Annotated in this window: 10 protein-coding genes, 2 tRNA genes and 1 other RNA gene; 6 read left to right on the top strand and 7 right to left on the bottom strand. The window is 73.1% G+C overall.

Translation table 11 applies throughout. The features are described 5' to 3' along the window. Positions 1–83: 83 nt before the first annotated feature. The 5 genes from GTY67_RS15585 to GTY67_RS15605 all read left to right on the top strand — a co-directional run bounded on the left by GTY67_RS15585 (position 84) and on the right by GTY67_RS15605 (position 4,048). Positions 84–1,106 carry an ABC transporter ATP-binding protein gene (locus GTY67_RS15585; RefSeq protein WP_093693565.1) on the top strand — a complete coding sequence of 341 codons (1,023 nt, stop codon included), beginning with the start codon at positions 84–86 and terminating at the stop codon, positions 1,104–1,106. Beyond that, the gene (locus GTY67_RS15590; RefSeq protein ID WP_093693566.1) at positions 1,103–1,915 is read left to right on the top strand and encodes an ABC transporter permease; all 813 of its coding nucleotides are present in this window, start codon (positions 1,103–1,105) and stop codon (positions 1,913–1,915) included. Before GTY67_RS15585 ends, GTY67_RS15590 begins: the two co-directional genes overlap by 4 nt. 65 nt (positions 1,916–1,980) lie before the next feature. Then, positions 1,981–3,285: a histidine kinase gene (locus GTY67_RS15595; RefSeq protein ID WP_161279085.1), complete on the top strand. Its 1,305-nt coding sequence runs from the start codon at positions 1,981–1,983 to the stop codon at positions 3,283–3,285. A gap of 31 nt (positions 3,286–3,316) precedes the next feature. Then, positions 3,317–3,949, top strand: a complete 633-nt coding sequence (locus GTY67_RS15600) for a response regulator transcription factor (RefSeq protein ID WP_093693567.1) — start codon at positions 3,317–3,319, stop codon at positions 3,947–3,949. Positions 3,950–3,972: 23 nt separating this feature from the next. Then, a tRNA-Gly gene (locus tag GTY67_RS15605) sits at positions 3,973–4,048 on the top strand. 64 nt (positions 4,049–4,112) lie between these two features. Here GTY67_RS15605 and GTY67_RS15610 read toward each other — a convergent pair. The 6 genes from GTY67_RS15610 to ffs form a co-directional block, all read right to left on the bottom strand. After that, positions 4,113–5,027 (bottom strand): phosphoribosylaminoimidazolesuccinocarboxamide synthase, encoded by a 915-nt coding sequence (locus GTY67_RS15610; RefSeq protein WP_161279086.1) that lies wholly within the window; start codon positions 5,025–5,027, stop codon positions 4,113–4,115. Positions 5,028–5,122: 95 nt separating this feature from the next. Then, positions 5,123–6,577, bottom strand: coding sequence for a N,N-dimethylformamidase beta subunit family domain-containing protein (locus tag GTY67_RS15615; RefSeq protein ID WP_093693569.1), 1,455 nt, complete (start codon positions 6,575–6,577; stop codon positions 5,123–5,125). A 170-nt stretch (positions 6,578–6,747) separates the two neighbouring features. Beyond that, positions 6,748–8,460: a hypothetical protein gene (locus GTY67_RS15620; protein WP_161279087.1), complete on the bottom strand. Its 1,713-nt coding sequence runs from the start codon at positions 8,458–8,460 to the stop codon at positions 6,748–6,750. 329 nt (positions 8,461–8,789) lie between these two features. Beyond that, positions 8,790–10,040, bottom strand: coding sequence for a phosphoribosylamine--glycine ligase (gene purD, locus GTY67_RS15625; RefSeq protein WP_093693571.1), 1,251 nt, complete (start codon positions 10,038–10,040; stop codon positions 8,790–8,792). Between the two features lie 148 nt (positions 10,041–10,188). Further along, positions 10,189–12,480: a DNA polymerase III subunit gamma and tau gene (locus GTY67_RS15630; protein WP_161279088.1), complete on the bottom strand. Its 2,292-nt coding sequence runs from the start codon at positions 12,478–12,480 to the stop codon at positions 10,189–10,191. Positions 12,481–12,594: 114 nt separating this feature from the next. Next, positions 12,595–12,689: signal recognition particle sRNA small type (ffs, locus tag GTY67_RS15635), an RNA gene on the bottom strand. A gap of 143 nt (positions 12,690–12,832) precedes the next feature. On the opposite strand from ffs, the gene GTY67_RS15640 reads away from it, so the two are divergent. Then, positions 12,833–12,920 (top strand) — tRNA-Ser (locus GTY67_RS15640). 64 nt (positions 12,921–12,984) lie between these two features. On the opposite strand, the gene GTY67_RS15645 is transcribed toward GTY67_RS15640, so the two are convergent. Next, the gene (locus tag GTY67_RS15645) at positions 12,985–14,265 is read right to left on the bottom strand and encodes a site-specific integrase (RefSeq protein ID WP_161279089.1); all 1,281 of its coding nucleotides are present in this window, start codon (positions 14,263–14,265) and stop codon (positions 12,985–12,987) included. Between the last annotated feature and the right edge of the window lie 47 nt (positions 14,266–14,312).

Genomic DNA, 14,312 nt, shown 5'->3' on the forward strand with positions numbered 1-14,312 from the left:
CGCACCCTCCCCATGACGTTTGTCATGAGCAGTGATGACAGCGCGCACTGCTCGCGGGCCCGCTGCGGCGGAAACCTTGAAGCATGACCAGCGACGACTTTCTCAGCGACCGAACGACCGGTGGCACGGCAGACGCGGAGACGGTGATCGCGGCGGACGGGGTCCGCCGCAGCTACAAGGACGGCTTCGAGGCCGTTTCCGGGGTCTCCTTCTCCGTGGCCCGCGGTGAGCTGTTCGCCCTGCTCGGGACGAACGGTGCGGGCAAGACCTCCACCGTGGAGCTCCTCGAAGGGCTGGCGCTCCCGACCTCCGGGACCATCAAGGTCCTCGGCCACGACCCGTACCGCGAACGCGCCGCCGTCCGGCCCCGGACCGGGGTGATGCTCCAGGAGGGCGGCTTCCCCTCCGACCTCACCGTGCTGGAGACCGCGCGGATGTGGTCGGCGTGCACCACCGGCGCCCGGCCCGCCGCCGAGGCCCTGGAGATGGTGGGCCTCACCAGCCGGACCGGGGTGCGGGTCAAGCAGCTCTCCGGCGGGGAGAAGCGGCGCCTGGACCTGGCGCTGGCCCTGACCTCGCGGCCCGAGGTGCTCTTCCTGGACGAGCCGACGACGGGGCTGGACGCGGAGGGGCGGCGGGACACCTGGGAGCTGATCCGGGCGCTCCGGGACGGCGGCACGACCGTACTGCTGACCACGCACTACCTGGAGGAGGCCGAGGCGCTCGCGGACCGGCTGGCGATCATGCACCAGGGGCAGATCGTGACGGCCGGGACGACCGCCGAGGTCACCGCGTCGCAGCCCGCCAGGATCCGGTTCACGCTGCCCGACGGCGTACCGGCGGGGCATCTTCCGCTCTCGCTGCGGGCGGCGGCGGAGGGGCAGCGGGTGGAGATCCGCACCGCCGAACTCCAGGAGTCGCTGCACGAACTGCTGGGCTGGGCCCGGGAGTCGGGCGTGCGGCTGCTCGGGCTGGACGCCCGTTCCGCCTCCCTGGAGGAGGCGTTCCTCCAGATCGCGAACACCCAGCTGCGCTCCCGGGCGGAGGACCCGCGCCGGGCGGGGAGCAAGCCCATGGACGCTGCGAAGAAGAAGGTGACGGCATGACGACCACGACCGTCCTCACGGACCCCCGCCCATCCCCCTCGAAGGCCACCGCCTCCGCGCGGCGGCTCACCGCCCTCGCCCGCGCCGAGCTGATCCTGCTGCTCCGCAACCGGTCCGCGATCTTCGTGGCCCTGGTGCTGCCGGTCGTGATGATCTTCTCGATCCGGGCTTCGCTCCAGCAGATCGACCTGGCCGGCACCGGCCTCTCCATCGCGGGCGCCGCCCTCACCGGCGGCATCGGCATCGTGCTGGTCCAGGTCGTCTACATGACCCTCGTCACCGGGTACGTCACCCGGCGCGAGGAGCTCGTCCTCAAGCGGCTGCGCACCGGCGAGGTCACCGACCGCGAGATCCTGGCCGCCAACGCGCTGCCCGCCGTCGCGCTGGCGCTCCTCCAGGTCGTCCTGCTGGTCGCGGCCGGCGCGGTCGCCTTCGATCTGAGCGCGCCGAAGCGGCCCGAGATCTTCCTGGCGGGGCTGCTGGTGGGTCTCGTGATGATGTCCGGCCTGGCGGCCGCGACCTCCGCGGTGACCCGGACGGTCCAGACCTCGCAGCTCACCACGTTGCCGCTGTTCTTCGTCTCGCTCTTCGCCTCCGGGATCTTCGTCCCGCTGGAGGTCTTCCCGGACGGCCTGGCCTCGGTCTTCGAACTGCTGCCGCTGACCGGCGTGATGACCCTCGTCCGGCACGGCTGGCTCGGCGGTGTGGAGGGCGGCGACCTGCTCACGGCCGCCGTGGCGGCGCTGGCCTGGACCGCGTTCGCGGTGTTTGCTGTGCAGCGGTGGTTCCGCTGGGACCCGCGGGGCTGACGACGGCCCGGCGGTCAGGGCCACGGGACGACGTGGGCCCGGCGGTCAGGGCCACGGGGGACGGCATGAAGGAGCTGGACGAGGTGATCGGTCGGGTACGGGGCTGGCGGCGCGGGTGGCACGAGCGCACCAAGCTCCAGCGCATCGACCTCTACACCCGGGTCACGCTCTGCGCGCTCCCGTGGGTCTTCCTCGTCACCTGGGGCCTGCTGCCGCTCGTCGGGGCCTTCGGCGAAGGCGCGGTGGCGGTCTCCCTGGCGGTGGCGTTCCTCGTGGTGAACGCCGCCCAGTGCCTGCTGAGCAACCGCAACGTGGCCCCCGCCTTCGCCCACTACCGGGGTGTGGAGTCCTTCCCGCTGCGGCGGCTGCGGCTCCCCGCCGTGCTGCTGGCGGTGCTGACCGGCCTGCTGGTGGCCCTCGCGGCGGTGGGCGGTGTCGAGGACGCGGGGCTGAGCCTGCTGGTGCTGGACCTGCCGCTGGCGTTCGCGACGCCGTACGTGCTGATCGTCCCCGTCCGGAAGTACCTGCTCCTCTGCGCTGCCTACGCGGTGGCGGTGGTGGCGCTGCTGGCGGCCGTCGGGGTGCCCGGGCGGCTGCTGTTCGGGGCGGCCTTCTCGCTGCTCGTCGTCTCCCTGCTGGTGCTCCTATCGGGCCGGCCGAGCGCCTGGAGCCTGACCGTGATGTGGCAGGCCGAGGAGGCGCGGGACATGCAGGCCCGGCTCGCGGTGGCGGAGGAGCGGCTGCGGTTCGGCCGGGACATGCACGACGTGCTGGGCCGGAACCTGGCGGTGATCGCGCTGAAGAGCGAGCTGGCCGTGGAGCTGGCCCAGCGCGGGAACGCGGCGGCCGTGGACCAGATGGTCGAGGTCCAGCGGATCGCCCGCGCCTCCCAGCAGGAGGTACGCGATGTCGTACGGGGCTACCGCGAGGCCGACCTGCCCACCGAACTGCTCGGCGCCAAGGGCGTGCTGGAGGCCGCCGGGATCTCCTGCACCGTCGAGGGCGCCGACGGCCCGGCGGGGATCGGGGCGCCCCCGGCCGTCCAGGCGGCCCTCGGCTGGGTGGTCCGCGAGGCGGCCACCAACGTCCTGCGCCACGGCGACCCCCGGCACTGCGTGATCCGGCTCACGACGGGGGCGGGCGCGGTGGTGCTGGAGGTCGAGAACGACGGGGCGGGGGCGGCCTCCGCGAGCGAGGGCGGCTCCGGGCTGGCCGGGCTGCGGGAGCGGCTCGCGGCCCTGGGCGGGTCGCTGGAGGCGGGGGCGGCCGGGGACGGCCTGTTCCGGGTGACGGCGACGGTCCCGGTGGCGGCCCCCCGTGACCGCTCCCGCTCCATTTCTTCGGAAGAACGTTCTTCGGAGGAACGATGACCACCACCCGTACCGGCCTCCCGGAGGGACGATGACCACCGAAGGCTCCGGCGGCCGGCCCCTGCGGGTCCTGCTGGCCGACGACGAGCACCTGATCCGGGGTGCGCTGGCCGCGCTGCTCGCCCTGGAGGACGACCTCGTGGTGGTCGCGGAGGCGGCGAGCGGCCCCGAGGCGCTCGCGATGGCCCTCGCGCACCACCCCGACGTCGCCGTCCTGGACCTCCAGATGCCGGGCGCGGACGGTGTGAAGGTCGCCACATCGCTCCGCAGCGAACTGCCCGGCTGCCGCACCATGATCGTGACCAGCCACGGCCGCCCCGGGCACCTCAAGCGGGCGCTGGCCGCCGGCGTGCGCGGGTTCGTGCCCAAGACCGTCAGCGCCCGGCGGCTCGCCGAGATCATCCGTACCGTCCACGCCGGGAACCGTTACGTCGACCCGGAGTTGGCGGCCGACGCCATCTCCGCCGGGGACTCCCCGCTGACCGCCCGGGAGGCCGAGGTCCTCGAACTGGCGGCGGACGGGGCGCCGGTCGCGGAGATCGCGGAGCGGGCCTCGCTCTCGCAGGGGACGGTCCGCAACTACCTGTCCTCGGCCGCGTCCAAGATCGGGGCGGAGAACCGGCACACGGCGGTGCGTCTCGCCCGCGAGCGGGGTTGGGTATAGTGAGCATCGCGCTTCGGCGCAGCGCGGACGTAGCTCAGTTGGTAGAGCGCAACCTTGCCAAGGTTGAGGTCGCCAGTTCGAACCTGGTCGTCCGCTCCAGATGATCAGAAGGCCCCGGTCGATACCGACCGGGGCCTTCTGCGTGCCTCCTACTGCCTGCCCTTTACGACCAGTTGGAGCCGGTCAGGACCTCGTACGCCTCGATGTACTTGGCGCGGGTCGCGTCCACGATCTCCTGCGGCAGCGCCGGCGGCGGCTGCTCGCTCGCGCGGTCCCAGCCGGAGGCCGGCGAGGTCAGCCAGTCGCGGACGAACTGCTTGTCGTACGAGGGCTGCGCGCGGCCCGGCTTCCAGGTGGCGGCCGGCCAGAAGCGCGAGGAGTCGGGCGTCAGCACCTCGTCGGCGATGATCAGCCGCTCGCCACCGGTCCCGGTCTCCTCGAAGCCGAACTCGAACTTGGTGTCGGCCAAGATGATCCCGCGCTGGTGGGCGATGTCCCGGGCCCGGCGGTAGACGTCGAGGGTGGTCTGCCGCAGCTCGGCGGCGGTCTCCACGCCGACCTCGCGGGCGATCTCCTCGTAGCTGACGTTCTCGTCGTGGTCGCCGACGGCCGCCTTGGTGGCCGGGGTGAAGATCGGGCCGGGCAGCTCGGAGCCGTCGACCAGCCCCTCGGGCAGGCCGATGCCGCAGACCGTACGGGTGGCGTTGTACTCGGTGAGCCCGGAGCCCGTGAGGTAGCCGCGGGCCACGCACTCGACCTGGACCATGCGCAGCGACTTGCAGATGAGGGTGCGGCCCTCCCACTCCTCCGGGGCGCCGGGGGGCAGCTCGGTGGAGAGGACGTGGTTGGGCACCAGGTCGGCGAGCTGGTCGAACCACCAGAGCGAGAGCTTGGTGAGGACGCGGCCCTTGTCGGGGATCTCGGTGGGCAGGACCCAGTCGTACGCGGAGATACGGTCGCTGGCGACCATGACGAGGTCGCCCGCCTCGTTCCGGTACAGGTCACGCACCTTGCCGGTGTGCAGGTGGGTGAGGCCCGGAACCTGTACGGGCTCGGGCTTTTCTACAAAACCGGACACGGTGCCTCCGCGTAGATTGATCCAGGAGCGGTTCCGATTGTCCCGTATCCGCGGGGCGGCGGCGGGAGCGGGTCCGTGAACACGCCCGGCGATCGTCAGTCCCGCTTGCAGATGCGGTCGAGGAGGTTGGCCGTCGCCCGCTGGATCCGGGGGTCGGTGTGGCCCGGGCGGTCCAGGGCCGGGGACCAGGCGAAGGTGCCGGAGGCGAAGACGAGCGCGCCGGAGGGGGCCTGGTAGAGCGAGGTCTCCTGGTGGCGGGTGGCGCCCTCGGAGTCCTGGTACGGGGAGTGGGCGAGCAGGATCCGGTTGTCGTGCTCCGGCAGGCTCGTACGGGGGAAGTAGCGGTCGGCCTCACCGGCGACCAGGCCCGGGACCTCGTCGCCGTCGGCCGCGCCCGTGGCGTCCCAGAGCCAGTGCTCGGCGTTGCGCACGACGAGCGGGCTGGGCTCGGGGACCCGGCCCGCGTACTGGATGCCCAGGAGCTGCTGCTCGGGCCGGTCCACCTCGCGCCAGAGCGCGGACTTGCCCGGGCCCCGGCGCTTGCGGCAGGTCAGCAGGCGGTCGGGGATACCGGAGGCGGAGGGGGCGAGGCCCACCTGCCAGTACATGGTGTTGGCGGAGAGGAAGACGAGCGAGGTGCCGGAGTCGCGGGCGCGCTCGGCGGCCCGGCGCATGGGGGTGGACCAGTATTCGTCGTGGCCGGGGAAGACCAGGCCCCGGTAGCGGCTGGGGTCGATGCGGCCCGCGTGCAGGTCGCGGGCGTCTGCGTAGGCGAGGTCGTAGCCGTATCTCTCGGCCCAGCGGATGAAGTCGTACGCGTGCCCCACGTGCAGCGGCAGGCCCGCCCCGGCGTACGGGCGGTCGAAGGAGATCGTGACGGCCGCGTCCTCCTCGCCGAGCAGCCGCCCCTTCTCGTCCCACGCGTGGTAGAGGCTGGCGCCGGTGCGGCCGTCCTCCGGATAGAGGTTGTACGCCTGCCAGGTGATGTCCGGGAGCAGGAGCAGCAGGTCGGCGGGGTGGTCGTGGCGGACGGTGAACGGAATGTGCGAGCGGTATCCGTCGGCGGTCGTCAGGACCGCCACATACGCGCCGACCGACCAGTAGCCGGGGATCTGGAGCCGCCAGGACATCCACCAGTGGTGGCAGGAGACGGTCCGGTCGGCGGCCAGCGGCGGCGGCTGGACGATGCCGGAGAGGCGCGGGCTCGTGGTGATCTTGGCCGCGCCGTCGCCGCCGTAATGACCGATCCGGTAGATGTCCACGGAGAACTGCTGGGGCGGGTCGACGGTGATGTGGAAGTCGATGGCCTCGCCGGGGGCGGCCGCTCCGGGCGAGACGAAGCCCTTGATCTGGCGGTGCACGTCGTCGGCGGTGCGGGTGCCGCCGCCGGTGCCCCGGCCGAGGTCGGCGTACCAGGGGACGACCTGGCCGGTGTCGTCGAAGTAGTTCTCACTGCCGCGCAGCCAGGGCAGCGGGCCCTGGCCGAAGGGGTCGCTCACCGCGTGCGCGAGGGCGCCCGACTCCCATCGGCGAATCTGCTCCGCCCCCATGCCGCGCCCCTCCCTCAGGTCCCCCGGACAACTCAGGCGCGCACGATGTCAGCGCCGATCCCCAGCACATCACATAACGCACGCACTCCGTCACCCTTCGTCGTGAATTGACGTGAACGGAACCTTCCCTTCCGGACCGTGTCGTGTGCTACCGGCGACGGCCCGCACGGTCACACCAGCCGTACGGGCTTGTCGGAGCGCACGCCCACCTCGGCCAGCCAGGACCGCAGCGGGTCCGGGTCGCCGTCCTCGACCAGGCTGAGGACCGGCACCGCCAGGTCCGCCCGGCGCTCGCCGTCGACGAGCAGCGCGGGGCCGTCCAGCCAGTCGAGGCCGGGGGCCGCGCCCGCCGTGTCCACGGCCGCGCAGCAGACCATGGCCGCGACGTGGTCGGCGAGCAGCTCCGTGCCCGTACGCGGCGGCTGGAGCGGGAAGAGGGGGAGCGGGTCGGGGCCCCAGAGGTCGAGGGGGTCCGGGCCGGTGCCGGGCGGTGCCTGCTGGGCCGGGCCGGGGGCGGGGGCCTGGGCGTCGTCGCGGGCGACCGCGGCCCCGATACCGGCCGCGAGCTCCTCCCCCGGCTCGCCGGGACCGGCCAGGTGCTCCATGACACGGGCCAGGGTGGGGACCGCCGGGTCGGCGGCGGAGGCCGGGGGCACGCCCATGGCGTCCAGCACCCGGTGCAGCCGGGCCGCCTCCGTACGCCACTTCCGGTCGACGACCTCGTCCGGATACTGCTGCCAGTCCACCGGTGCCCAGTCCGGGCCGCTCTCCGCCGGGCCGCCGTGGAAGAGGCGGGCGGCGAGCAGGGAGGTGGCCTCGTCGGCGATGCCGGGCTCCTCCAGCAGGTCGCAGGCGGGGCGCTCGCCGAGCCGCGAGGTGAAGCCGTCGGCCAGCCGGTCCCGGCGGGAGAGCTCGGTGAGGGCGGAGACCACCCCGGCGTCCAGCCGGGAGGGCCAGCGGCCCATCCGCCAGGCGGGCAGCGCGACCCGGGTCAGCAGCCGGTCCCAGCCTGCGTAGGCGAGGCCGACCTGCTCCTGGGCGGCGATGCGGAGCGCGTAGTCGACGCCCTGGGCGCGCATGGAGGCCGTGGCCGCCACGCACCGCTCCATCTCGGCGGCGTGCTCCCGGCAGGCGCGCAGCAGCAGCCGGGCGACCCAGCCGGCGAAGGTGACCGGCGCCCCGCGCAGCGCGCCCCGGCCGGGGGCGGCCCCGTCGGCCACGGCGGCGTCCAGGCCTCGGACGAAGCGGCGGGCGGCGGCTATGTCGGGGTGCGCGGACGAGTCGGTGCCCGCCACGACGGGGGCGAGGACGGCGCGGAGTTCGGCGACCCGCATCCACCAGAGGAAGGGGGAGCCGATGACGAGGACGGGGGCGGGGTTTCTGGCTTCCGATGCCGCATTGTTCTTGGCTTCCGGTGCCGCTTCTCCGCTGCTGGGGTGGGTGCGGCTGCTGCGGTGGATGCGGCTGCTGCGGTGGGTGCGGTCCTCCAGCCAGCTGTCGCAGTCCGGGGTCAGCGCTATGGCGGAGGGCGCGGGGACGCCGAGCCGGTCGGCCAGATCCCGGACCAGCCGGTAGAGATCGGGGGCGCCTTCCTCCGCCACGGGGACGGTCGGGCTCACGGCGGGCCGGGCCCGTGCGACGGCCACCGCGACGGCCGCGGCCACCAGCAGCACCACGACGGCGACCCCGAGCACGGCCCAGCGGACACCGTCCCAGACGGGCCCGCCGAGGTGCCCCTGCGCGCCCGCGGCGAACAGCACGACCGCCACGGCCGCGGGCGTGATCACCACGGCCAGCGCCCTGCTGCGGATCCGCAGCAGGGCGAGCGCTCGGGCCTGTGCGGCCCGCGCACCCAGCTCCTCACCCACGTCGATACCGGACACGGCCGGATGTCACCCCCTCTGCCCCGCGACGGTTGCTCACTCCCCCACTGTGGCACCCGTCACTGACATCGCAATGCCGGTGGGCCAAGTGCCGGAACGCTTGCGCCGCACCCTAGTTGGGGCCTCGGCGGGCGTCATCCGTCTGGCCCAGTCGTCACCCGATGGAATGGCTTTGGGCAAAGCTGCTGACGTGTCCGCGTCCGTAGGGCAGGGCTGGGGCGGCCACCCCCACGTACGGCAGCCCCTCGCGCCGCCCGCGTACGCCGGTGGCGTACGGAGGGGGTGGGAGGGGCTGCCCGTGATGCGGGGGCGGGCGGGTGCCCGGCGGATCAGGCTCCGGCGGCCTTCAGGGCGATGTCCGTCCGGTGCTGGGAGCCGTCGAGGCGGATGCGGCCGAGCGCGGTGTAGGCGCGCTCACGGGCCGCGGCGAGGTCCTTGCCGGTCGCGGTCACCGAGAGGACCCGGCCGCCCGCGCTGACGACGGCGCCGCCTTCCGTACGGGTCCCGGCGTGCAGGACGTACGCATCGGGCGCATCCTGCGCCGCGACATCGGCGAGCCCGTCGATCGGGTCGCCGGTGCGCGGGGTGCCCGGGTAGTTGTGCGAGGCGATCACGACGGTGACCGCCGCGTCGTCGCGCCAGGCCAGCGGCGGGAGCACGTCCAGGGTGCCGTTGGCGGAGGCGAGGAGGACGGCGGCCAGCGGCGTACGGAGCCGGGCCAGCACGACCTGGGTCTCGGGGTCGCCGAAGCGGGCGTTGAACTCGATGACCCGCACCCCGCGCGAGGTGATCGCGAGGCCCGCGTAGAGCAGCCCGGAGAAGGGCGTGCCTCGGCGGCGGAGCTCGTCGACGGTCGGCTGGAGGACGGTTTCGAGGACCTCGTCGACCAGCTTGGGGTCGGCCCACGGGAGCGGGGAGTAGGCGCCCATGCCGCCGGTGTTCGGGCCCTCGTCGCCGTCCAGGGCGCGCTTGAAGTCCTGGGCGGGCTGGAGCGGCAGCACGGTGGTGCCGTCGGTAATGGCGAAGAGGCTGACCTCGGGGCCGTCGAGGAACTCCTCGATGACCACGCGGTCGCAGGAGAGGGCGTGGTCGCGGGCGGCGGCGAGGTCGTCGGTGACGACGACGCCCTTGCCCGCCGCGAGGCCGTCGTCCTTGACGACGTACGGAGCGCCGAAGGCGTCGAGGGCCTCGTCGATCTCCGCGGGGGTGGTGCAGACGTAGCTGCGGGCGGTGGGGACCCCGGCCCCGGCCATGACGTCCTTGGCGAACGCCTTGGAGCCTTCCAGCTGGGCGGCTTCGCCGGAGGGGCCGAAGCACGGGATGCCGGCCGCGCGCACGGCGTCGGCGACCCCGGCGACGAGCGGCGCCTCCGGGCCGACGACCACCAGCCCGGCGCCCAGCTCGGTCGCGAGGCGCGCGACGGCGTCACCGTCGAGGGCGTCGACCGGGTGCAGTTCGGCCACCTCTGCGATGCCGGCGTTGCCGGGGGCGCAGTACAGAGCGGTGACATCGGGGTCGAGGGACAGAGAGCGGCACAGGGCGTGTTCGCGGGCGCCGCCGCCGATGACGAGGACCTTCACGGGGTGCAGCCTAGCCGCCGGGGCGGAAGGGGCCGGACGGGCGCCGGTCCGTGGACAGCTGGGGCTGCTGGGTCTCGGGGCGCTTTGCCGCTCGTCGGTCGGGGCGTCCTGCTGCTCGGCGGCCCGGTCATCTTGCTGCTCGTCGGCCTCACTGCTCGTTGGTGAACTCCTCCACCACGGTGGCGCCCAGCTCGCGGACGATCAGCTCGTGGCCGGAGAGGGCGGAGTCGACGAGATCCGGATCGTCGGCCTCCGCGGTGTCGTCCTCGGGGGCGACGGAGCGCGGCGGCTCCGAGGCGTACCCGCCGTGGGAGGGCTCGGGGGCGGAGGGGGCCGTGCCCCGGCTCTGCTGGGCCTGGTGGGACTGCGACGACTGCTGCTGCCCGGAGGAGGCCGGGGCGGCGCTCTGCGGGGGCTGCTGGGACTGCTGCGGGTTGTAGGGCTGGCTGTGCTGCTGGGGGGCGTGCGCCGGGGTGCCTTCGTACACCGTCGGGGTCGGGGCGGCGGGTGAAGGGGCCGGGGCGGGCGTGTACTGCGGGGCCGGGGGGCGTCCGCCGGCGGGGGGCGGGAGCGGGGCACCGCCGCCGGAGGTGTCGACGACCGCTTCGACCCGCCACTGGGCGTTGAACCGCTCGGCGAGGGCCTGCTTGAGGACTTCCTCGCTGCCGCTGCTGGCGAAGTTGTCCCGGGCGCCCGCGTTGATGAAGCCGAGCTGGAGGGTGGTCCCGTCGAACCCGGTCACCTGGGCGTTCTGGCTGAGCAGGATCCAGGTGAAGCGGCGCCGGTTCTTCACCGCCTCCAGGATGTCGGGCCACATGCTCTGGACCTGCCCGGCGCCCTGGGCCATGCCCGGGCCGCCCGCTGCCGGGGCGGCGGGTGCGGAGGGGGCCGCCGGGGCGGGGGCGGCCGGTGCGGGTGCGGCGGGGGCCGGGGCGGCGGGGCCGCTGCCGGGGGCGGACGCGGTGGGCCAGCCGCCGGGGCGCCGGGTCTGCTCGCCACCTGTGGCGGCGGTGGGCCAGGACCCGGGCCGCTGGGCGGGGGCCGGGGCTTCGGCGGGGGGCTGCGGTGCGACGGGCTCGGCGGCGGGCGGCGCGTAGGCGGCAGGGGCGGGGGCCGGCGCCTCTCCCCGTACGGCAGCACGCGCGGCATCCGGACCTGCGGGAGCTGCGGGTGCGGCCTGGGGGGCGTGGGCCTGCGGGGCATGGGCCTCGGTCCCGGGGACGTACCCCATGGGAACCGCGGCGGCGGGCGGCGCCGCGAACGAGGCGGCAGCGGCGGCGGACGCACCGCGCTCCAGCCGGTCCAGCCGGGCCTGCATGGACCGCTCGTCGTCGAAGGCGGCGGGGAGCAGGACCCGGGCGCAGATCAGCTCCACCTGGAGGCGCGGCGAGGTGGCGCCGCGCATCTCGGTGAGCCCGTCGTTGACCAGGTCGGCGGCGCGGCTGAGCTCGGCGGCACCGAAGACGGAGGCCTGGGCCTGCATACGCTCCACGACATCGGCGGGGGCGTCGATGAGCCCCTTCTCCCCGGCGTCGGGCACGGCGGCGAGGATCACCAGATCGCGCAGCCGCTCCAGCAGATCGGCCACGAACCGACGGGGATCGTTGCCGCCCTCGATGACCCGGTCGACGACCTCGAAGGCGGCGGCCCCGTCACCGGCGGCGAAGGCGTCGATGATCGAGTCGAGGAGCGAGCCGTCCGTGTACCCCAGGAGCGAGGTGGCCATGGCGTACGTCACACCGTCGTCGCCCGCACCGGCCAGCAGCTGGTCCATGACGGACATGGAGTCACGCACGGACCCGGCCCCGGCCCGCACGACGAGCGGCAGGACGCCGTCCTCGACGGGGCTGTTCTCCCGCCCGCAGACATCGGCGAGATAGCTGCGCAGGGTCCCGGGAGGAACGAGCCGGAACGGATAGTGGTGCGTACGCGACCGGATCGTCCCGATGACCTTCTCGGGCTCGGTGGTCGCGAAGATGAACTTGAGGTGCTCCGGCGGCTCCTCGACCACCTTCAGCAGGGCGTTGAACCCTGCTGGGGTGACCATGTGGGCCTCGTCGATGATGTAGATCTTGTAACGACTGGAGGCGGGCCCGAAGAACGCCTTCTCGCGCAGATCACGGGCGTCGTCCACACCACCGTGCGAGGCGGCGTCGATCTCGATGACATCGATGGACCCCGGCCCGTTGCGCGCGAGGTCCCGGCAGGACTGGCACTCCCCGCACGGGGTCGGCGTGGGCCCCTGCTCGCAGTTCAGACAGCGGGCGAGGATGCGCGCACTGGTCGTCTTTCCACAGCCACGCGGCCCGCTGAACAGGTACGCGTGATTGACCCGGTTGTTCCGCAGGGCCTGCTGGAGCGGGTCAGTGACATGCTCCTGACCGATGACCTCGGCGAACGACTCGGGGCGGTAGCGGCGGTACAGCGCAAGGGACGACACATCTACGAGGTTATCGGGGCGGACTGACAACCAACCCCACACGGCCCACGCGGACCCTCCCACCCCAGCTCGGACGGCACCGATCAAGGGTCCCCGCACTCCGGCCCCGGAACGCGAAGGGCCCCCCACGCACCCGCCAGAGCCAACCTACCCTTGCTGCCTTCCGGCCCTGGGGGAGTTCAGTCAGATAGCGCCACGTGAGGGGCTGACGCCCACCTTAGCGGATCCCCACCGCCTCCGGTCCACCCACCCGCCCACCCGCTCGCCCGCCGAACGACCTGCACGCCCTCCGGGGACGATCTCCGGCGAACGTGTTCGCGAGCACCCTCCAACGTCTTGTATTGTTTGCGGCGGAGGATTCGCCTAGTGGCCTAGGGCGCACGCTTGGAAAGCGTGTTGGGGGCAACCCCTCACGAGTTCGAATCTCGTATCCTCCGCCATTGCTCTCACCGGGCAATACGTTGAAGGGCCCCACCGTTCGCGGTGGGGCCCTTCGGCGTTGTCTCAGCCCTCGTTGTTCTGGTCTTTGTCCACAAGGACGCTCGGCGCCGGCCCCCAGATGGCGTCCGCGAGTTTCTGCGCCACCTCTTTCAGCATGACGTCGGGCACGTGCAGGTACCGTGCGCGCATGCGCGAGGACGTGCCTGCCTCCCAGCCCATGATCTGGTCGATCACACGGTCCGGGATGCCGAGCAGCATGAGGACGGTGGCGGCGGTGTGACGGGCGTCATGCAGCCGCGCGTCACGTACCCCGGCGTCCTCCAGCAGCTTCTTCCAGTCGTGGTAGTCGGTGTTCGGGCTGAGCGGCCCACCGAGCGGCTTCGTGAACACGTAGTCGGACTCGGTCCACAGGTTGCTGGCGGTCTTGCGCTCCCGCGCCTGGACCTCTTTGTGCTTGCGCAGCATCACGACCAGGGGGCCCGGCAGGGGAACGGCTCGGCGGCCGGCGCGCGACTTGGTGTTCTTCGTCTCGCGCCGCACCTGCTTGCGGTCGGGGCAGTAGCCGGCCTTCCTGCCGCAGGGGGCTGCCTCCTTGCACCCGTGCTCGTACTTGGGGCGCAGCCGGTTCCGGCGCAGCTTCAGGTACTCGTGGTCCAGGTCCACATCGACCCAACGCAGCCCCAGTGTCTCCCCCTGCCGCAGACCGAGGGCCAGCGCCAGCATCCAACGAGCACTGTTGCGGCGCTTGTTCACCTCGATCAGCAGGCTCTGCACCTCCTCGACCGAGTAGGGCTCGATCTCCTCCTCCGGCTCCTCCACCCGTGGGGGCTTGGCCAGGGCGGCGGCATTCTTCGCGGCATGGCCACGGCGCACCGCCTCACCGAAGGCAGTACGGGCGGTCCGGTGGGCCTGGTGGGCGGTGGCTGCCTTACTGCCGTTCTTCTGCATCCGGCGGTACAGGCTCTCCAGGTGCTCCGGCTCCAGGCGGTCGATGCGATGCTTACCGATGCCGGGTACGAGGTGCACGCGAACCGCGACCTCGTACCCGTCGTAGGTGTTCTCGCTGACGACGTCCTTGGCGATGTTCTCGACCCAGTGCCACAGCCACTTCTCGACTGTCCACAGTTTGCCGGGCTGCTGTGCGGTTCCCTGGTCGCGCTGCTTCTCCAGTCGTTGCACCTCGGCCTTCAGCGCGCCTTCGTCGGGGCGGGTGATGTGCCTGCGGTAGGGCTCGCCGTTGTCCTTGTAGCCCATCGGCACCCGAGCGTGCCAACGACCGTCCTTACCGAAATAGATGGCGGTTTCGCCGTTCGCCCGGCGCGTGCGCTTCTTCTCTTCCGCCACGGGCGGACTCCTTCGGGGTGAGTGTGAGAACGGGACGCCACCCGGTG

It is taken from the genome of Streptomyces sp. SID8374 (assembly GCF_009865135.1).
Classification (GTDB): Bacteria; Actinomycetota; Actinomycetes; order Streptomycetales; family Streptomycetaceae; genus Streptomyces.

What these genes read in the sequence shown, in the direction of transcription:
- GTY67_RS15585 (WP_093693565.1), top strand. Translation starts at nt 84, where the DNA reads ATGACCAGCGACGACTTTCTCAGCGACCGAACGACCGGTGGCACGGCA.
- GTY67_RS15590 (WP_093693566.1), top strand. Translation starts at nt 1,103, where the DNA reads ATGACGACCACGACCGTCCTCACGGACCCCCGCCCATCCCCCTCGAAG.
- GTY67_RS15595 (WP_161279085.1), top strand. Translation starts at nt 1,981, where the DNA reads ATGAAGGAGCTGGACGAGGTGATCGGTCGGGTACGGGGCTGGCGGCGC.
- GTY67_RS15600 (WP_093693567.1), top strand. Translation starts at nt 3,317, where the DNA reads ATGACCACCGAAGGCTCCGGCGGCCGGCCCCTGCGGGTCCTGCTGGCC.
- GTY67_RS15615 (WP_093693569.1), bottom strand. Translation starts at nt 6,577, where the DNA reads ATGGGGGCGGAGCAGATTCGCCGATGGGAGTCGGGCGCCCTCGCGCAC.